This is a genomic window from Funiculus sociatus GB2-C1 (assembly GCF_039962115.1).
GTDB classification, from domain to species: domain Bacteria; phylum Cyanobacteriota; class Cyanobacteriia; order Cyanobacteriales; family FACHB-T130; genus Funiculus; species Funiculus sociatus.
In genome coordinates this window covers 43,393-62,520 of sequence record NZ_JAMPKJ010000015.1, presented here as the reverse complement: position 1 = coordinate 62,520, position 19,128 = coordinate 43,393, and the positions used below count along the sequence as shown (strand labels likewise).

The window sequence follows — 19,128 nt, the reverse complement described above, 5'->3', positions numbered from 1 at the left end:
GCATTGTCATTTCCCTACAGATGTATTGCACCCAAGCCTTGAATTGCTATAGATGCTGGCAATCGCAATTTTTGTAACTTGGCATACAATTATAAATGCTGCACTTTGTCAAGCTAACACCAGTGGATTTGGGCAGTACAATCGGGCAATCAATGATACCTTTAATGCAACTAAAACAAATTAGACAAATTCTTGGCTGTTTATCTTTAATAATTCCCCTGACTCTGATAGCTAGTTGTACTCAACAGCAAACCTCTCAATCCCCAGCACCCACAACAGAAACACAGGCGAGTCCTACCGCTGACAGCACAAAGCCTCGGTTAGCAATTGTTTTGGGTGGCCCCGCTAACGATGATTCTTGGAATGAAGCAGCCGACAATGCTGCTAAAAAACTCAAAGCTCAAGGCTATGATGTCGCTATCTCTGAGTCTGTTGCTGATGCTGATATAGCGCGAGTTTTGCGCCAGTACGCTGAAAAAGGTTACAACGTGATTATCGGGCATTCCTATAATCACGGAGATGCAGTATTTCAAGTAGCGAAAGAATTTCCTAAAACTAATTTCGCATGGGCAGGCGCTGTAGGCAAAACATCGGAAAATGTCGCCGACTACGACCAACCTTTTTATCAAGGTGCTTATATGGTTGGTTTAGTAGCAGGAAAACTCAGTAAAAGCGGTAAATTAGGGGCGCTTTACGGCTTTGATATTCCCGCTTGTCACGCAATGGGACAAGCGATGTTAGCAGGTGCCAAAACAGTCCGTCCCGATGCTACGCTGACAGCTACGGCGGTGGGAGACTGGTACGATATTGCTAAGGCGAAAGAGGCAGGAACCGCACAGGCAGAAACGGGAGTAGATTACTGGATTGGTTGCGGTCAAGCGCCAACTTTGGGAACAATTGAAGCAGCCAAAGCAAAGGGAGGCTATGCTACAGGTTATGTGGGAGATATGACTGCCTTGGGTCAAAATGTGGTGGCGGCTAACGTGCTGTGGAATATGGAACCTATCTTTAAGCAGATGTTAAATGACACAACATCTGGGCAATTTGCTAACAAGTATTATCGGCTTTCCGTTGCAGAAGATGTGGTTCAGGTGAATACTAATTCCACAGTTAAGGATAAGTTGGGAGACGAAACTTTGAAAAAAATAGAAGAGACGCGCCAGGAAATTTCTTCAGGTAAACTCAAAGTTCCGTTTGTGCCGAAATAGCGATATGCACCCGCTTTCCTCTGCGCCCGGTCGCGCCTAGAGTAGTTAATTGCCTTAACAACATTCACGGAGCAAATAGGACTGCTATAACCATTAGCAATTATGCAAACTCCTGTAGTAGAAATGCGGGGCATTACTAAAAAATTTCCTGGTATTGTTGCCAACGATAGCGTAAATTTTGAGTTGCAATCAGGGGAAATTCATGCTCTTTTAGGAGAGAATGGAGCGGGGAAAACCACGCTGATGAATATTCTCTGCGGCTTGTATGAACCAGATGAAGGGGAGATTTTGCTGGAGGGGAAATCGGTGCAATTTCGCTTTCCAGGGGAAGCGATCGCATCCGGTATCGGCATGGTACATCAACACTTTATGCTGGTAGAAAGTCTCACGGTTGCAGACAATTTAGTTTTGGGACAAGCTAGACAACCGCTAATCCGAGAAAACCCGAAAAAACTCCATCAGCGTCTGCGAAACTTAGCAGAACAGTATGGATTACAAATCGACCCAGCAGCAGAAGTTTGGCAACTATCGCTGGGAGAACAGCAACGGGTAGAAATTCTCAAAGCCATCTATCGAGGCGCGAAAGTATTAATATTAGATGAACCTACAGCAGTTTTGGCTCCCCAGGAAGTAGAAGGATTTTTGCAGACATTAAGAAATTTGGCTGCTGGGGGTACATCAATCATTTTCATTAGTCATAAATTAAATGAAGTCTTGGCAATATGCGATCGCGTAACTGTACTGCGAGATGGACGCACAATTACCACAGTGTTAACATCTGCATCAAATGAGCGGGAATTAGCTCATTTGATGGTAGGACGAGAAGTTAATAAAGTTATCAGAATTGAGAGACAGGCCCAATCCCCAATCCCCAATCCCCAATCCCCAATCCCCAATCCCCCGTTAATTATTCGTGATTTGTGGGTAGAAAATGACCGAGGATTGCCAGCATTAAAGGGAATAAATCTCGCAGTTAATGCCGGAGAAATTGTGGGAATTGCTGGAGTCGATGGTAACGGACAGCGAGAATTAGAGGAAGCGATCGCATCTTTACGCCCAATACGCGGCGAAATAAATCTAAATGGCACCCTCGCCCACATTCCCTCAGACCGTTACACAATGGGGTTAATCCCAGATTTTAGCGTTGCTGATAACTTAGTTTTACGGGATATTCAAAAGCCACCATTCAACAAAAAAGGCTTACTGCGTCCAGCTGCAATTGTCCGCCACTGCACCCAGCTAGTAGAACGCTACCTGATTCGCACCCCCAGCCCCCACACCCACGTCGGGAAACTCTCCGGTGGAAACGCGCAGAAAGTAGCGATCGCTAGAGAACTTTCGCGCAGTCCTCAAATTGTCTTAGCCGCCCAACCAACACGGGGATTAGACATTAGCGCCATTGAGTACGTACATCAACAACTAATTGCCCAAAGAGATGCAGGTGCAGCAGTGTTACTGATTTCCACAGAACTCGAAGAGATATTAAATTTAAGCGATCGCATTGCGGTACTTTACGAAGGCGCGATCGCGGGTATCGTTGATGCTAATGCTGATGTGCGCCACTTAGGATTAATGATGGCAGGAAAACATTAAAAACTTAACAGGAGGGAGAGTGGTAATTGAAAAATTAAAAGAAAACACTAAAAAGAACCACAAACAAAAACCATCTTCTTTTTTGCCTCTTGCTGGTTGGGGAAATCGCTTGAAGCCTTTCTTCGGTGCAATCCTCGCCCTCGCCTTGGGAGGAATATTAATTGCCCTAGCTGGAGTTAATCCCTTAAAAGCCTATCAGGTGATGGTGTTTGAGGCCTTTGGGGGAACTCGGCAACTTACAGAAACAATTCTTAAAGCCACACCCTTATTAATTATTGGCTTAGGGCTAACAGTTGCCTTTCGCAGCAAAGTTTGGAATATCGGCGCAGAAGGACAATATTATATCGGCGCATTATGTGGCAGCATTGTCGCCCTGACACTGCCCAACTTATCTCCTTGGTTACTAATTCCCCTAATGCTAATTGCAGGCGGAATTGGCGGAATGCTGTGGAGTGGAATCGCCGGATTGCTGCACATCAAGCGGGGCATGAATGTGATCATCTGCACCCTGATGTTGAATTATATTGCCATCTTGCTAGTTCAGTACGTCGCCCGCAGTCCCTTAAGAGATCCGAATGGTTTTTTGCCAGAGTCAACGCAATTTAGTGCAGCAGCACAAATTCCAACTTTGTTTGGCGGACGGCTGCATCTGGGCGTAGTGCTGGCGCTGGTACTGGTACTCGTAATATATATTTTGCTTTGGCGCACACCTCTGGGATTTAAGTTGCGGGCAGTTGGTTCTCGCGCCAGCGTCGCGCGCACAGCTGGAATGAACGTCACGGGTAGCATTCTCACCGCCTTGATGCTGAGTGGCGCACTGGCTGGCGTTGCTGGGATTATCGAGGTAAGTTACACCTACACGCGCCTGAAGGGGAACATTTCTGGCGGTTATGGATTTAGTGGGATTCTGGTAGCCTTACTGGGACAGTTGCATCCAGTGGGCGTATTAATTGCAGCTGTGTTGTTTTCTGCCTTGACAATTGGGGCAGAAGGTTTGCAAGTTTCTTTGCAAGTACCAGCTGCCGTTTCCCAAGTTATACAAGCGCTAGTGGTGCTATTTGTAATTGTCGGGGATGCGATCGCTCGCAACAAGTAAAAAAGCCCAAGAAACAGAGAATTCTTTTATTTTTTACCTTTATGCCTTGGGAACAAATTCTCACCTGGAGTTTCCTAATTGCCTTAATAGCAGCAGGTATTCGCCTCGCTGTCCCCATATTACTCGCCGTATTGGGAGAAATAATTACCGAACGTGCGGGAGTGTTAAACCTGGGATTGGAAGGCGTGATGCTAGTCGGAGGACTGGCAGGCTTTACAGTTGCCTACGGACTGGAGAACACTGCAAAACTACCGCTTATCGGCGCTTGGGCGGGTTTGGGTGCAGGACTGCTAGCAGGAATGTTGATGGGGTTGTTAATGGCAGTAATGACGGTGACATTCAAAGCCGACCAAGTAGTAGCAGGAGTCACAATGGTACTGTTTGGTCAGGGATTAACAACCTATCTCTACCGACAGCAGTTTGGTTCCCTGACGGCGCGAGTTACAGGTTTAGTAGATTTACCGTTGCCAGTTTTATCGCAGATTCCCATCATCGGTGAGTTACTGTTTACCCACAATGTCATGGTTTACATCAGCGTGGCATTGGTTTTCTGTTGCTGGTTTCTCCTATTTCGGACTCGTTGGGGCTTACAAATTCGCGCCGTCGGGGAAAATCCCGCCGCCGCCGACACTTCCGGAATTAATGTGGAACGCACCCGCTATGCAAGCTTATTGCTGGGTTCAGCGCTAACAGGTTTGGGTGGCGCAGTCCTGACAGTTGCCCAGCTGCACATATTCCGGGAGGGAATTACCGCCGGACGCGGTTGGATAGCTGTTGCTTTAGTATTCTTTGCCCGTTGGCGACCTGCGCGGGCGCTTTGGGGGGCGTTGCTGTTTGGCATTGCCGATGCCTTACAGTTTCGCATACAAGCATTAGGTTCAAAGGAGTTGCCTTATGAGTTTTTGCTGATGCTGCCTTATGTTCTTACATTAGTGGTGTTGTTGCAACGTACCCCTCGCAGTGATGTTCCCGCTGCTTTGGGCGTGCCGTATTTTAAGGGGAAACGTTGACACTAGAAAAATTGTAGATTGGGTTTTGCGATCGCGAAACCCAACCTACTTGCTTGCGGGGTAGGATGCTTTTGTCAAAGGCAATAAGGAGTAAACAAAACTAGAAGCTAAATTGCGTTCGCAAGTTACCCACATAGATATTGGGGTTGTCGCTGAAGTTGTTCGGGTTGCCAATGAAATAAAAGGCGGGAACAATCGCTATATTCTGAGTTATGGGGAAGAAATATGCGGCTTCAACCTCATACTGAACGCCACCATCACCGCCACCAGCAGCCAAGAATCTACGACCATCCAATACGGAGAACGGTATCAGGTAAGATATTGTTGCCAACGCACCTCTTCTACCTAAATCGGGGAAAGCAAGCCCTAATTGCAAAGACTGGGCGTTAACATCTCCACCGCCACGACCTGGGGTTTTGGGGTCAATGTTGGTACTCCCGTAGCTATAGCGTCCAAAGACACCAATACCACGGGTAATTAACCAATCAAAGTTTAGTCCAAAGGTGTGCGCGATCGCATTATTAATCGAACCACCAAAACCATCATCAGCTACCCCATAAATTGGTTCTCCCGGCGCACCACCAATTCCAAACCCAGTGATGTTGCCGTTTTGGTCGAAAATTGGGAAAGACGGGTCGATATTGGAATAGTTGTAAATTAACCTGAGATTAATTCTCTCAGTAGGCGAGAAAGTTAACTCAGCAGTAGCGGTGTTAGTAGGACTAAATACACCTTTACGCGGGTCGGATGCGGTGTTAAATATCCCACTGGGTAAAAATTCATCACTCTCACCTAAATAAGCAACGCGCAGCTTGAACTGCCGATTAATATCCCACAAAACAGCTGCACCTGCACCCCGGTCAATGGTATTTAATAAAGTGCTGCCGTTAGAGTTAAAGGTAGTTGCACCCGTCAAGAAAAAGCTGAAAGCATTGTTGTCAAAGTAGCGATACCAGTTAATCCGAGGCCCTACCACTACCTGAATATTCTCCCTGAGAGGGAAGCTGTAAAACAATTCCCGCACGATGACATCATTGTTGTCTCCTTGGACACCCGCAGTTTGGTCAAGAAATGGTGTTCCAAATGTGTTATAAAGTCCCGCAGAAGCAAAGGCGTTAGCTGGTGAATCTCCATTACCCGCAGCTAACTGAGTAACCAAGCTATCTCTACCAGTAAAAGACGTTTCTAGCGTTAGCCATACCAAATTGCTAAGAGTGATATTAGGATCGTCTTTTATTTTTTGCTGAATTGGTCTAAATTTCGCATCTCGTCCGGGACTTCTGAGTACCAAAGGTGTAAGTGAACCTGCGGCTTCAACTGTAATATCATCACTAGCAGAGGCTCCAGTAACATTAAACCAGGCAAGTCCGCTGAGTTTAGTAGTAGTAGAAAACTGATTTTCTTCTAAGAATTTGGTGCGACCTTCCAAATTATCCACGCGAGTGCGTAGCGTTGCTAATTCTGTGCCAAATTCACTAATTAATCGTTGCAGTGTTGCTAAATCTTCTTTGGTGACAAAATCAGCCGTACTAACAGCAATTAATTTCTCAATTTGCTGCAAACAAGCATTTACACCAGCAGCAAATTCATAGCGACTTAAAGCTCTATTGCCGCGAAAGGTGCCATCAGGATATCCTGCTATACAACCGTAACGTTCTACAAGGCTTCGCAATGCTTCATACGCCCAATCTGTCGGTTGCACATCTCGCAATTGCGAAACATTGGTAACTTGTTCCATCGCCGCATCGATGTTTTCCGCTTCCGACTCCAAATTAAAATCGGTAGGGGAATTTACATCATCAATTGGCAATGGTTGGGCTACATTACCAGCAGGAGTAACCTCTTCTAATGCGGACTGCGATATTACAGTCTCTGAAATGTCTGTATCAATTTTTACTTCATTTATCGTAGGTTCGGCAACCGGGGTAACTTCATCAGTTGTTGATGCTTCCGGTGACACCCCAGCCTGTTGAACTTCACTTGCGATCGCTGGCGATGGCACGAAAGGCGTTACAGCGCTAGAAAGTAACAAACCCAACCAGAAATTACTTGCAAGCGATCGCAGGTAGTCACAGGTATTTGCAGCCTTAACCATAGTTCCTCACACCAATTCAACCTCCATATATTGTTATCAATTTTACAAATTTAATTATGTAACCTAAGTAACAATGCGTAAAAATAATAAGCGATCGCATATAGTTCAGAGAATATTGCAATCCTCGCTAGAGTTCAGATACCCGACTTCTTAAAGAAATCGGGTATCTTGCCTTCACGAATCATTTAGGACTGCTATAGCAAAGTTAGGAGTTATGAATTAATAACTCCTAATTCTTGACAAATTCCAAATCATTGTAAATAAATACGCTAACTCCTGATGCCTAACTTTTCACGCGGTTTCCACTTTTCCAAAGCTGGGAAAATATTCGCAGCAGGTGCAGTCCAACCAACAATTCCACCTTGAGCGCGAATCATTTCCAAAGTGGATTGTTTAAAATCAGGAAAGTAGCTTTCCGTCGCATCTTCTACCAGCAAACACTCATAACCTCGGTCATTCGCCTCGCGAATCGTCGTCTGAACGCAAACTTCAGTAGTTACCCCAGTAACCAACAGATGAGTAATCTTCTTTTCCCGCAGTAATAACTCCAAATTAGTATGATAAAAAGCACCCTTCCCTGGTTTTGGAATCACCGTTTCACCAGGTAAAGGCGACAATTCTGGAATAATTTCATTTCCTGGTTCTCCCAAAATTAAAATGCGCCCCATAGAAGCAACATCGCCAATTTTTAACTTACCTTGGCCTCGATGCAACTTCGATGGCGGACAATCAGATAAATCAGGTTTATGACCTTCAACCGTGTAAAAAATCGGCAGGTTTCGCGCCCGAAACGCGGACAATAATTCTCTTAAAATAGGGACAATTGCCTGTAGACGGCTGACATCATTTCCCAAAGCATCCCCAAAGCCCCCCGGTTCCAAAAAATCTCGCTGCATATCAATAATTAACAGCGCCAAACCATCAGAGGTAGGCAATTCATAATCGTAAGGTAAAGCAGAAATTAATACCATAATTGAAGGATTGCTAATTGAATGATTGCTAATAGGTAGTAGAAAAATCCCATTACCCATTAGCTACTAAAGAGACAGGCTTCTCCCAAATTGCCAAAACAATGCAACCAGACACGCTAATAACACTGTGATTACTGCTAGGTGGATTAATCACCAGAGTTCCCGCCTGATATTCGCCATTTTGGTCAGTTTGCGAACCAGATAAGACGAAGATGTGTTCAAACCCCGTGTGATCGTGTTTTGGAACACTTGCTCCCGGCTGATATCGAAGCAAAGCAGCAGCAGCGCCTTTACCATCTCCATAAAGTCGGTAAATATCAACACCAGGGTGGAAGGGTTCCCAAAGCAAATCATCCTGTCGCGTGGCGATATTGAGTAAATCCTTGAGGAGCAATTGGTTGTCATTGGTCATTGGAAATCGGGGATTAGGGATTGTTCAAAAGCTATTAGCCATCCAGACCTTAGCCAAAGATTAATAACTATTCAATGTCCTGCCATCCGCTTACCTAGTTCGCTAAAATCAGCATCTTTTGTCTCACTTTCATAAACAAATTTTCCTTCACTGACTACCACAATTCGGTCAGTTAATTTCAGCAATTCATCCAAATCTTCGCTCACCAACAACACCGCTACGCCGCGATTTCTCGCCTCAATTATTTGACCGTGAATGAACTCCACAGCCGCAAAATCCAGTCCAAAGCAGGGATTAGCAGCAATTAGCAACTTAATATGTTCAGCAGAAAGTTCCCTTGCTAAAACAGTGCGCTGCACGTTTCCCCCCGAAAGATTGCCAACAGGCGTTTCTGGCGAGGGTGTTTTCACTGAAAATTGACTAATTAAACTCTTAGCCGCATCTCGAATAGCGTCAAGGACAAGCAACACACCCCCTTTAGCTTGCGGCGCACGGTCAAACGTCCGCAGAGCCATATTTTCTGCTACGCTCATGTGAGGCACGCAGGCATTGCGTAACGGTTCTTCCGGTAACGCAAAAACTCGATGACGATACATTTGCGATCGCGTTGCGGTATAAACTTCCCCATTCACCAAAACTTTTCCTCCGGTAGCCTCCCGCTGTCCCGCCAGCACCTCCACCAGTTCCCCCTGACCATTACCAGAAATACCAGCAATACCCACAATTTCCCCACTGTGGACTGTCAGATTTACCCCTGCAACTGCCTCCAGTCCATTATCTTTATTAGCATGGATATCTTTAATTTCCAGAACTGGAGTTATAGAGGGGAATGCTATCTTTTCAACCTGTTGCGGTTCCCGCTTTTCACCCATCATCATCTCAGACATCTCTGAGATAGTTAAATCCTTCACTCCTCCAGAACCCACAAGTTTACCTTTACGCAGTACAGTTATTTCATCCGCAAAAGCCATCACTTCGCGGAATTTGTGGCTGATCATCAATACGCTTAACCGTTTCGCCGTCACTTCCTCCCGCAATAACCCCAAAACTTCATCAGCTTCTTGCGGAGTCAGCACAGAAGTAGGTTCGTCTAAAATCAAGATGCGACTCTGAAGATAAATTTGTTTGAGTATTTCTAATTTCTGTTTCTGTCCGGCGGCTAATTGAGTAATGGGGATGTCTAAAGGAACCTGAAAAGGAGCTTTTTGCATAAACGCATTTAAGCGATCGCGTTCTTGTTTCCACTTAATTAGGTTGGAATTATCGAAGCGAGATAAAACTAAATTTTCAGCTACAGTCATAGCAGGTACAGAGGTAAAGTGTTGGTAGACCATACCTATGCCATATTTGTGAGCATCGCGGGGGCTGTCGATGGTGCGAGTTTGTTTATCAATCAACACCTCGCCAGAAGTAGGAGTGTAGAAACCCATGATGCACTTAACTAGGGTACTTTTCCCCGCTCCATTTTCCCCCAGCAAGGCATGAAAAGTTCCCGGTTTTAGGTGCAGCGAGACGTTATCTAAAGCGGTAAAAGTACCAAATTGTTTGGTCATACTCACCACTTCTAGTTCGGGTGGCGGCTCAGAATATTGAAGTTTAGATTTTGAATTTTGGATTAAAGACTCTGTTGCTTCTGTCATTGCATGTACGCCTTATAGTTGGTTTTAGACTTGTTAATTAATAACTAATAACTATTCCTCGATTGCCTCGATAAATGCCCATGAATCTGCAACTGCTCCAAAAACGCCGCCTTGCATTTTAATCATCTTCAGCGCTGCTAAATGGTTGCCGTAGTCGGTGGCACCTGTACAATCAGATAACATGAGGCATTCATAACCCCGGTCGTTAGCGTCGCGCATCGTAGTATGAACGCAAACATCTGTGGTAATTCCTGCTAAGACAATATTTTGGATGTTTCGGCGTTTTAGTAATAGGTCTAAATCTGTGGCATAAAATGACCCTTTTCCCGGTTTATCGATAACAGCTTCTCCGGGAATTGGCGCGAGTTCAGGAATAATTTCCCAACCTGGTTCACCTCTTACTAAAATTTTTCCACAGGGGCCGGGGTCGCCAATTCCGGCTCCAATTTGGCGACTGCGCCACTGTTTATTTTCTGGCAAATCTGACAAGTCGGGTCGATGTCCCTCGCGGGTGTGCATTACGTGAAAACCTTTTGCACGCACCGTTTTTAAGACCCGTTTTATCGGCTCAATTGGTGCGCGAGTCAGGGATAAATCGTAGCCCATTTTGTCTACATAGCCGCCATGTCCACAGAAATCACTCTGCATATCGATGATTAGCAGAACGGTGTTTTCTGGGCGCAATTCGCCGTTGTAGGGATAGGGATAGGGGTCTGCTTCAACAAATTTGCCCATAATAGTATAAGAAGGAATAAACTGCATTAGCTCTCGCCATGCGCGTTAGCGATAGCGCTTAGAAAAGAGGAAGAAGAAAAACGAACCGCACAGATGCTCCCGGACGCAGAGAGAAGACAAGTTTTGACAGAAGCCGGATAAGCAATTTAATGTTTTTGCTTTTTACGTTTTTTTGTATTCCCGCCAACCGCCCCATTTAGTAATTTCTTGTCTGTTTTCGCATAGGTAAGGTTCTGCTAAGACTCCGAGAACTATTTCACCATCCCAAAGGTGGATTTTACCGATGCACAATCCGGGAGGTTCTTGTAATAAGATTGTGGACAGGCTAGGGATAGGAACTTCCCAAATTTCGAGCGCGATCGCGTTCCCTCCAGTCGTCACTCGCAGCATTGCTGGATAGCTGTCATCAATTGACCAAAGCCTATATGTTGGTTCTGTGATGGACTCTCTCACAAATGTTGCTCCAACTGCTAGGAGATTTCCATTTAACTCTAATCCCCTCATCAATGTTCCATTTACTGCCAAAGGTATAGCTTGTTGCATCCTATTTCCCTAAATGCTAATAGAATAATCAAGGGTTATTCTATTAGCCATCAGCCCTTAAAATTTATTGTCCTAATGCTCCTGGCGCACCCGTTAAAGTTCGTTTTGGCGAACAGGTGATGATCATAATTAGCAGTGTCAGAATGTAGGGAGAAGCATTGAATAAGTAGTAGTAAGAATTTATCCCGACTGATTGCAAAGCAGGGCCAATCGCTTGCGCTCCTCCAAACAACAAAGAAGCATACAAACATTGAACTGGGTTCCAACGGGCAAAGATTACCAGTGCTACGGCCATTAAACCTTGACCGCTAGAAATACGCTCGTTCCAACTACCAGGGTAGTAAAGTGATAGGTAAGCGCCACCAATTCCTGCTAAACAACTCCCGGCAATAATGCAGATCATTCGCACTTTGTTGATAGAAATTCCCATCGCTTTAGCCGCATCAGGACTATCGCCAACTGCGCGGATAAATAAACCCCAACGAGTTGATTTAAAAAACCATTGCATCAAAGGCGCGATCGCTACCCCAATCAAAAACAAAGGACTGATTTTTAAAGCTGATTGTATCGCTGAAATACTGCTCCAAGTTCCTAAATCTATAGTCGGTAATTGTGGTGCTGAAGGTTGAATAAACGATTTACCGAAGAAAAAGGCAATACCACTACCAAAAATAATCATCGCAATGCCAACAGCAACATCATTTACCCTTGGCTGTTGAGAAAGCCAAGCATGAATAAAACCGAGTACCATTCCCGCTAATCCTGCTACTAAAACCCCTAACCAAGGCGAACCAGTCAGATAAGAAATAGCATAAGCACTCATCGCACCTGTAAGTAGCGTTCCCTCAAGTCCCAAATTAATTTTCCCGCTTTTTTCCGTCAAACATTCGCCCAAAGATACAAACAGAAACGGAGCGCTTCCCCGCAAAGTTCCCGCTGCGATCGCTAACGGTACGCCCCACCAGCCTAATGCTTCTGTAGTCATTTCTAGATTCCTCCTACCTACTAAACCTTTGCGTTACGAGAGCGTTCAAAAATATCTTTAACTAGGAATCGGTGCTTGCGGATTCGGAATTGGAGGTAAAGAATCTGTTCCTTTCCCAGGTTCCCTTTCTTTGAAAATTGGCAACCGTCCATAAAGCGATTCGCTATACAGAACCACCAAAAAAACTAACCCTTGAAAAACCAAAACAGTTGCATCTGGTAAATTATGCGCTCGTTGCAAAATGCCGCCACTGGCAAGAATACCGCCGAGTAAAATTGCCACTAAACTTGCAGCTAACGGGTTATGTCGAGCAATAAATGCTACCAAAATCCCACCGTAACCATAGTTTGCATTTAGGGATTCGTTAGCTCTACCATGCACAGCAGCTACTTCCACCATCCCAGCTAACCCAGCACACGAACCAGCCAAAAAACAAATTGCCATAGTCAGCTTACCTACCGGGAGTCCAGCAATTCTAGCGGCGCGGATATTACCTCCGGCGGTGCGGGCGGCAAAACCGAAAGTGGTACGCTGAATCAGGAAATATGCGATCGCACACGCAATCAACCCATAAATCAAACCGTAGTGAACTCGCGTTCCCGGGATACTCCCAATCATGTTGATGTCAGCAATCGGGTAGCTGGAAGGCTTATTTAAGGAACTAGGATCGCGCATCGGGCCGCCGACTAGATGATTGAGGAGAGCGATCGCTATATAATTCAACAGCAAACTACTAATCGTTTCATTCACAGCTCGGTAGTGACGTAACGCTCCTACCGCCCCAATCCACAAACCACCGCAAATTATCCCAGCCAGCGCCATCGCAATTTGCACAATTGTTGGCGGTGCAGTAGACAAGGCTAAACCAGCAGCTACAGCCCCCAGTCCCCCAACTACCAGCGCCCCCTCATTACCAATAATCACCAGTCCCAAACGAGCCGGAAGCGCCGTACAAAGGGAACTTAGCATCAAAGGAGCCGCCCGTAGCAGAGAATTCTGAAAAGAACGCCAACTGCCAAAAGCTGCTTTGTAAATTGAAGCATAGACGGCGAAGGGATTAGCCCCCGCCAATGCACAAAAAATTCCAAACAGTAACAATGAAAAAAATAAGGCGGCGACCGGAATGCAAATTGCTTCTATCCCACGCCAATTGCGACGGTTAATCATAAACTCCTTCGCTAATTGCTGCTTACACTAATTCACTTTTTTACTGCTACGCTTTAGCTGTTTATTTCCCCCTTAAACAGAGGTTAGGGGGATTTCATCCGTACACTCACAAATAGGAAATGCTATTACAATTAACCATCTTGACCTAACCAGTTAACTGCTGACACTACCGAGAACTCCTTCCGCCAACCAATTCATCTTTTCTAGTTCCCCGTCCTGCTGTTTTAAATCCTTACCTGGGGGAATGACAACTTTGCCTGTATTGTCTTTAATTCCGCCCTTGTAAACCACCATGTTGCCCTCCATAAACTTCTCTTTAGCCGCATCAGCATCCTTTTTTGCATCCGCAGAGACGACAGAACCGTAAGGCGACAATTTTAAAAAGCCTTCCTTCAAACCACCGCGCACTAAATGCGGAATTCCCCCATTCATCAAAGTTTTGCCAGCCTTGATCATTTGGGCATAATCTGAATAAAGTTTCGCCCAGTCCCACTCCGCACCCGTCAAATATCCTTTAGGTGCTAACGTGGCTTGATTCGCGTGGTAGCCAGTACAGAAAATACTGCGTTTTTCAGCCGTTTCCATGACGACTTTTGGGCTATCTACGTGACAGGTGAGTACATCAATACCCTGGTCTGCCATACTATTAGCAGCTTCCGCTTCTTTAACGGGAACCGCCCAATCTCCGGTGAAAAGTACCTGGGTCGTAATCTTCGGATTGACGCTGCGTGCGCCTAATGCAAAGCTGTTAATATTGCGGAGTACCTGGGGAATTGGCTTAGCAGCAATAAAGCCTAATTTGCCAGATTTGGAAGTATGAGCAGCCACGATACCTGCTACATATTCAGCTTCATCAATGTAGCCATAATAGCTGCCAACGTTCTTGGGATGTTTCCCTTCTTCATAACGTCCGCCGCAGTGGAAAAATTGAACTTCTGGATACTCTTTGGCAAGTTTCAAGATATGCGGATCGTAGTAGCCAAAAGATGTTGGAAACACCACCGTTGCGCCATCCTGTTCAATCATGTTCCGCATCGTTTCTTCTACTGATGTAGTTTCCGGAACGCTGGCTTCTTCAACGGTTTTTACCCAATTTAATTTAGCAACGCCTGTTCTCCCTTCAGCATGAGCTTGGTTGTAGCCATAGTCATCTTTTGGCCCCACATAAATAAATCCCATGACTATTGGCTTGGCTTCTCCACTTGAGGTGGCTTGAGTTTCCGGTGCAGAAGAACTGCATCCAGTCCCAAATTTCGCTGTGATACCAAATGCTGTGGTGGCTAATATTCCGCGAATGACTTGACGGCGGGGTAGGTGGAAAGACTTTTTAGCGTTCACTGTTCTCTCCTGCGCGAATGTCTGTTGTCAGTTGTCCGTTGTTGCTTGCGTCGCTTACCAATGGCTGCTGACTAATAGGTTATTTTTGTTTAGTCTTGCTTTAAAAAAGAGTTTAGCAGCGTTCGTCAATTTTAAAGGTTCGGAAAAAGTTCGTTAAAGGTTACATCCCTCTGCGAAAAATGTAATCAAAGTAACAAAGGCCAGGTTAAGAAAACTCTAATATCTGCATCTAAGCAAAAAAACAAAGCATTTCCAGGGATAGTGCTAAATAATCAAGCAGGCTGCGGACAGATAAGGAAAATATTGAGGTGCCTCAATTTAAGACAGGTGCAAGATATAAATTCACTTTTGTGAAATAAAAACTGAATCAAAAATTACTTTTTTGCTTTTTTAAATTTTATGAATACTGAAGAAGCACTGCTATTTGTTGAAAAAGCCTTAAGCGAAGAACGTTTAAGCAAGCTGCAAGTAACGGTATTTCGGTATGCCTGGGAAGAACAATCATATCAGGACATTTCGAGGAAACTTGGCTATGAGGTTGGTTATCTCAAGCAGACGGGTTCCCAGTTATGGCAATTGCTTTCTAAGGCGTTTGGGGAAAAGGTGACTAAAAGTAATGTGCAGTTAATTCTGAAGCGGAAGGCGAGAGTGGGAGAGAAAGAGAAAACCAATTCCCAATTCCCAATCCCCAAAACTGACTGGGGTGATGCGACGGATGTATCAGTTTTGAGCGATCGCACTCAGGAACTGGCGACGCTGGAACGCTGGATTTTAAGCGAAAGCGTCCGCTTTATTGGTTTGTTTGGTATGGGTGGAATTGGCAAAACATCTTTATCGGTGAAGTTAGCCAAACAAATTCAGCACCAGTTTGAGTATGTTATCTGGCGCAGTCTCCGTAATGCGCCACCAATTTTAGATTTGTTGGCAGATTTGCTCCAGTTTCTTTCAAATCATCAGGAAACTGATTTGCCAGAAACTCTGGATGGTCGCATCTTGCGTCTTTTGGATTACTTACGCTTAAGTCGTTGTCTTCTGGTCTTAGATAACGGCGAGACGATTATGCAACCAGGCGATCGCAATAGTGGCTACCAAACTGGGTATGAAGGTTACGGTCAGCTGTTGCGATGCGTTGGGGAAACCAACCATAAAAGCGTTCTGGTGTTGACGAGTCGGGAAGAACCTAGAGGAATCGCTGCAAAAGTTGGGGAAATAAGCCAGATGCGATCGCTACGATTAACTGGTTTATCGACTTTTGGTGCACAAAATATATTTAATGTCAAGGGTAATTTCTCAGGTTCAGAGTCGCAATGGAAAATCTTAATCGGACACTATGCAGGCAACCCTTTAGCTTTAAAAATGGTAGCACCCGTCATCAAAGATTTCTTTGATGGCAGTATTGGCGATTTTCTCGAAGTTCTGGGCCAGGGAAGCTCAGTTTTTGGCGATATTCGGGATTTGTTAGCACGTCAGATCGAACGCCTGTCAGAATTAGAGCAACACGTGATGTATTGGCTGGCAATTGACCGGGAACCAGTTACTTTATCAGAATTACGGGCGAATTTCGTCCCCCAAGTATCGCTGGGTAACTTGCTGGAGGCGCTAACATCTCTGGAGAGGCGATCGCTTATTGAAAAATACCGCACCCAGTTTACCCTGCAACCAGTGGTAATGGAGTACATGAGCGATCGCTTAATCGAACAAATTTGCCAAGAAATCGGGGGTGGGGACTGGGGACTGGGAATTGGCGATTGGGGATTGGGGACTGGGGACAAGGAGGACAAGGAGGACAAGGAGGACAAGGAGGTCAAAGAAGCTTTTCCGAAGTCTACCCAATCCCTCTTCCCCAATCCCTCTTCCCCAATCGCCAATTCCCAATTACCCCTTAGCCTTTTCAAAAGCCATGCTTTAATCAAAGCTACGGCAAAAGACTATATTCGGGAAACTCAAATTCGCCTAATTCTCAAGCCAGTTGTAGATAAGCTGCTAAATGTCAACAACACTGGAAACTTGGAAGACAAATTTAGACAACTTTTATCTAACTTACGCGGCAAATCTCCCAAAGAAACAGGTTATGTCAGCGGTAATATCCTAAACCTACTTTGCCAAATTTCCTCAGACTTGAAAGATTGGGATTTTTCTCATCTGACAGTTTGGCAGGCATATCTATGTCACGTCAATCTGCATCAAGTTAACTTTGCTGGTGCGGATGTGTCTAAATCAGTTTTCACAGAAACCTTCAGCCAAATCTTATCTGTAGCTTTCAGTCCAGATGGCAAGTTATTAGCGACTGGCGATGTCAATCATGAAATTCACGTTTGGCAAGTAGAGAACAGCAAACAATTGCTAACCTGTAAAGTAGATTCTGGCTGGATTTGGTGCGTTGCATTTAGTCCCAACGGTCGTCTTTTGGCAAGCAGCGCCAATCGAATTGTCCAGCTGTGGGATGTGAGAACCGGGGAATGTCTATATACACTAGAAGGATATACCGACCGGGTGTTTTCTTTGGCATTCAGCCCCGATGGTCGTCTTCTCGCCAGTGGCAGCGAAGACCACTTAGTGCGAGTATGGGATGTGAAAAAGGGTGAACTCGTCAGCACTTTGTCAGGACACGCTGATGAAGTTCGTTCTGTTGCCTTTTCTCCACAAGCATACTCAAATACTCCCGCTTCAACTCAAAACTCAAGAGGCGATACATCGCGTCTCTACAATTCAAAACTCTTACTTGCCAGTGGAAGTTACGATTGTACCGTGCGATTGTGGGATGTGAGTACAGGTGAGTGTGTGAGAATTTTGCAGGGACACACTCAAAGAGTTTGGTCAGTTGCTTTCAGTCCCGATGGTTGTGTCTTAGCGAGTGGAAGTAGCGATCGCGCTGTCAAACTTTGGAATGTCAGCAACGGAAACCTTCTAAAATCCTTAGTAGGACACTCCAAACAAATCCGAACCGTAGCTTTTAGTGCTGATGGACAATTTCTCGCTAGTGGTAGCGATGACCAATCTGTACGACTCTGGAATCAGCGTACAGGTGAAGTCTTGCGAGTTCTCAAAGGTCACACTAGCTGGATTTCATCTGTCGCCTTCAGTCCCGATGGCGGTCTTTTGGCGAGTGGCAGCGAAGATCGGTCTGTGCGATTGTGGGATAGTCGCACCAATCTCTGTCTCAAGACTTTGCAGGGACATAGCAATGGAATTTGGTCTGTAGCTTTCAATCCTAACTCTCCTTACCAAGGGGAGTTAGGGGGGATGATTGCCAGTGGTAGCCAGGATCGGGGAATTCGGTTTTGGGACGTTAAAACTGGTAAATGTAGAGACGTTACAAGTAACATCTCTACACAAAGACACACCAGCTGGATCTGGTCTTTAGCTTTCAACCCTCAAGGTTCAATTCTTGCCAGTGGTAGTGAAGACCGGACAATTAAACTCTGGGACACCCGGACAGGAGAACATCTGCGAACTCTCAAAGGACATACAGATGCAGTATTTTCCGTCATCTTTAGTCCCGACGGGCAAACCCTTTTGAGTGGTAGTCTCGACGGAACCATCAAAATCTGGCATATCCCCCAAGGTTTCTGTCGCCAAACATTGCAGGGACACAATGGCGGCGTTTGGTCAATTTCCCTAAGTTTAGATGGGCAAATCCTCGTTAGTGGCAGTCAAGATCAAACCCTCAGACTTTGGGATGTCCGCACAAGTCGCTGCATCAGCACTTTGTCGGGACATAATAGTTGGATTCGTTCTTGTGCCATCAGTCCGGATGGACAAACCATCGCCAGCGGTAGTGCTGATGGAATTGTCAAACTTTGGCACGTCAATACAGGGAAATGTCGCCAAATTTCAGCACACACTGGCCCAGTTTTGTCAGTTGCTTTCGATCCTAATGGGAAAACCTTCGCCAGTACTGGTGCTGATGCAGTAGTGAAACTCTGGGATGTTTCGACTTTGCAGTGCTGCCATCTCCAAGGACATACTAAATGGGTTCGGTTTCTCGCCTATAATCCGGATGGGCAAATCCTCGCCAGCTGTAGCCAAGATGAAACAATTAAACTTTGGGATGTTAGCGATCGCTGGTCAAAAACAATTAACAACGGACAACGGACAACCAACAGTAAGTGCATTCAAACCCTACAAGTTCCTAGACCCTACGAGGCACTAAACATAACTGGCGTTACTGGTTTAACAGAAGCGCAGAGATCTACACTTAAAATGTTAGGGGCTATTGATGAAAGCCTTTTTGCTGATATTCCACAGCTTGCCACACTTAGCTAACTTTAAAAGCACTGTAGATAGTTGCCCTCTGTGTCGCTACTTATTAATAAATTAGACAGCAACATACTG

Annotated in this window: 14 protein-coding genes; 5 read left to right on the top strand and 9 right to left on the bottom strand. The window is 45.3% G+C overall.

Going from position 1 to position 19,128, the window contains the following annotated elements; genetic code table 11:
• The first annotated feature begins 95 nt into the window (after positions 1-95).
• From NDI42_RS09845 to NDI42_RS09830, 4 genes are all read left to right on the top strand, one after another.
• Positions 96-1,208, top strand: coding sequence for a BMP family protein (locus tag NDI42_RS09845; protein WP_242017625.1), 1,113 nt, complete (start codon positions 96-98; stop codon positions 1,206-1,208).
• A 102-nt stretch (positions 1,209-1,310) separates the two neighbouring features.
• Entirely contained in the window at positions 1,311-2,801 is a 1,491-nt protein-coding gene (locus tag NDI42_RS09840) for an ABC transporter ATP-binding protein (protein ID WP_242017624.1), read from the top strand.
• Between the two features lie 19 nt (positions 2,802-2,820).
• Positions 2,821-3,897 (top strand): ABC transporter permease, encoded by a 1,077-nt coding sequence (locus NDI42_RS09835; protein ID WP_313931034.1) that lies wholly within the window; start codon positions 2,821-2,823, stop codon positions 3,895-3,897.
• Positions 3,898-3,938: 41 nt separating this feature from the next.
• Positions 3,939-4,907, top strand: a complete 969-nt coding sequence (locus NDI42_RS09830) for an ABC transporter permease (protein ID WP_190423311.1) — start codon at positions 3,939-3,941, stop codon at positions 4,905-4,907.
• 100 nt (positions 4,908-5,007) lie between these two features.
• On the opposite strand, the gene NDI42_RS09825 is transcribed toward NDI42_RS09830, so the two are convergent.
• The 9 genes from NDI42_RS09825 to NDI42_RS09785 form a co-directional block, all read right to left on the bottom strand.
• Positions 5,008-7,002 (bottom strand): iron uptake porin, encoded by a 1,995-nt coding sequence (locus tag NDI42_RS09825; protein ID WP_190454904.1) that lies wholly within the window; start codon positions 7,000-7,002, stop codon positions 5,008-5,010.
• 269 nt (positions 7,003-7,271) lie between these two features.
• Positions 7,272-7,973: a cysteine hydrolase family protein gene (locus NDI42_RS09820; RefSeq protein WP_190454901.1), complete on the bottom strand. Its 702-nt coding sequence runs from the start codon at positions 7,971-7,973 to the stop codon at positions 7,272-7,274.
• Positions 7,974-8,025: 52 nt separating this feature from the next.
• Positions 8,026-8,385: a cupin domain-containing protein gene (locus tag NDI42_RS09815; RefSeq protein WP_190423317.1), complete on the bottom strand. Its 360-nt coding sequence runs from the start codon at positions 8,383-8,385 to the stop codon at positions 8,026-8,028.
• A gap of 71 nt (positions 8,386-8,456) precedes the next feature.
• Positions 8,457-10,025, bottom strand: coding sequence for an ABC transporter ATP-binding protein (locus tag NDI42_RS09810; RefSeq protein ID WP_190454900.1), 1,569 nt, complete (start codon positions 10,023-10,025; stop codon positions 8,457-8,459).
• Between the two features lie 51 nt (positions 10,026-10,076).
• On the bottom strand, positions 10,077-10,760 hold the full coding sequence (gene biuH / locus NDI42_RS09805; RefSeq protein ID WP_190423329.1) for a biuret amidohydrolase: 684 nt from the start codon (positions 10,758-10,760) through the stop codon (positions 10,077-10,079).
• A gap of 162 nt (positions 10,761-10,922) precedes the next feature.
• The gene (locus NDI42_RS09800; RefSeq protein WP_190423332.1) at positions 10,923-11,303 is read right to left on the bottom strand and encodes an allophanate hydrolase-related protein; all 381 of its coding nucleotides are present in this window, start codon (positions 11,301-11,303) and stop codon (positions 10,923-10,925) included.
• 64 nt (positions 11,304-11,367) lie between these two features.
• Positions 11,368-12,288 carry an ABC transporter permease gene (locus NDI42_RS09795; RefSeq protein ID WP_190454897.1) on the bottom strand — a complete coding sequence of 307 codons (921 nt, stop codon included), beginning with the start codon at positions 12,286-12,288 and terminating at the stop codon, positions 11,368-11,370.
• A gap of 57 nt (positions 12,289-12,345) precedes the next feature.
• Positions 12,346-13,455, bottom strand: coding sequence for an ABC transporter permease (locus tag NDI42_RS09790; protein ID WP_190454894.1), 1,110 nt, complete (start codon positions 13,453-13,455; stop codon positions 12,346-12,348).
• A gap of 153 nt (positions 13,456-13,608) precedes the next feature.
• Entirely contained in the window at positions 13,609-14,793 is a 1,185-nt protein-coding gene (locus NDI42_RS09785; protein ID WP_190454892.1) for a BMP family ABC transporter substrate-binding protein, read from the bottom strand.
• 399 nt (positions 14,794-15,192) lie between these two features.
• On the opposite strand from NDI42_RS09785, the gene NDI42_RS09780 reads away from it, so the two are divergent.
• Positions 15,193-19,059, top strand: a complete 3,867-nt coding sequence (locus tag NDI42_RS09780) for a WD40 domain-containing protein (protein ID WP_199311139.1) — start codon at positions 15,193-15,195, stop codon at positions 19,057-19,059.
• Positions 19,060-19,128: the final 69 nt, after the last annotated feature.

Coding starts and splice junctions, on each gene's coding strand:
- NDI42_RS09845 (WP_242017625.1), top strand. CDS start 96: ATGCTGCACTTTGTCAAGCTAACACCAGTGGATTTGGGCAGTACAATC.
- NDI42_RS09840 (WP_242017624.1), top strand. CDS start 1,311: ATGCAAACTCCTGTAGTAGAAATGCGGGGCATTACTAAAAAATTTCCT.
- NDI42_RS09830 (WP_190423311.1), top strand. CDS start 3,939: ATGCCTTGGGAACAAATTCTCACCTGGAGTTTCCTAATTGCCTTAATA.
- NDI42_RS09825 (WP_190454904.1), bottom strand. CDS start 7,002: ATGGTTAAGGCTGCAAATACCTGTGACTACCTGCGATCGCTTGCAAGT.
- NDI42_RS09820 (WP_190454901.1), bottom strand. CDS start 7,973: ATGGTATTAATTTCTGCTTTACCTTACGATTATGAATTGCCTACCTCT.
- NDI42_RS09815 (WP_190423317.1), bottom strand. CDS start 8,385: ATGACCAATGACAACCAATTGCTCCTCAAGGATTTACTCAATATCGCC.
- NDI42_RS09810 (WP_190454900.1), bottom strand. CDS start 10,025: ATGACAGAAGCAACAGAGTCTTTAATCCAAAATTCAAAATCTAAACTT.
- biuH (WP_190423329.1), bottom strand. CDS start 10,760: ATGGGCAAATTTGTTGAAGCAGACCCCTATCCCTATCCCTACAACGGC.
- NDI42_RS09800 (WP_190423332.1), bottom strand. CDS start 11,303: ATGCAACAAGCTATACCTTTGGCAGTAAATGGAACATTGATGAGGGGA.
- NDI42_RS09795 (WP_190454897.1), bottom strand. CDS start 12,288: ATGACTACAGAAGCATTAGGCTGGTGGGGCGTACCGTTAGCGATCGCA.
- NDI42_RS09790 (WP_190454894.1), bottom strand. CDS start 13,455: ATGATTAACCGTCGCAATTGGCGTGGGATAGAAGCAATTTGCATTCCG.
- NDI42_RS09780 (WP_199311139.1), top strand. CDS start 15,193: ATGAATACTGAAGAAGCACTGCTATTTGTTGAAAAAGCCTTAAGCGAA.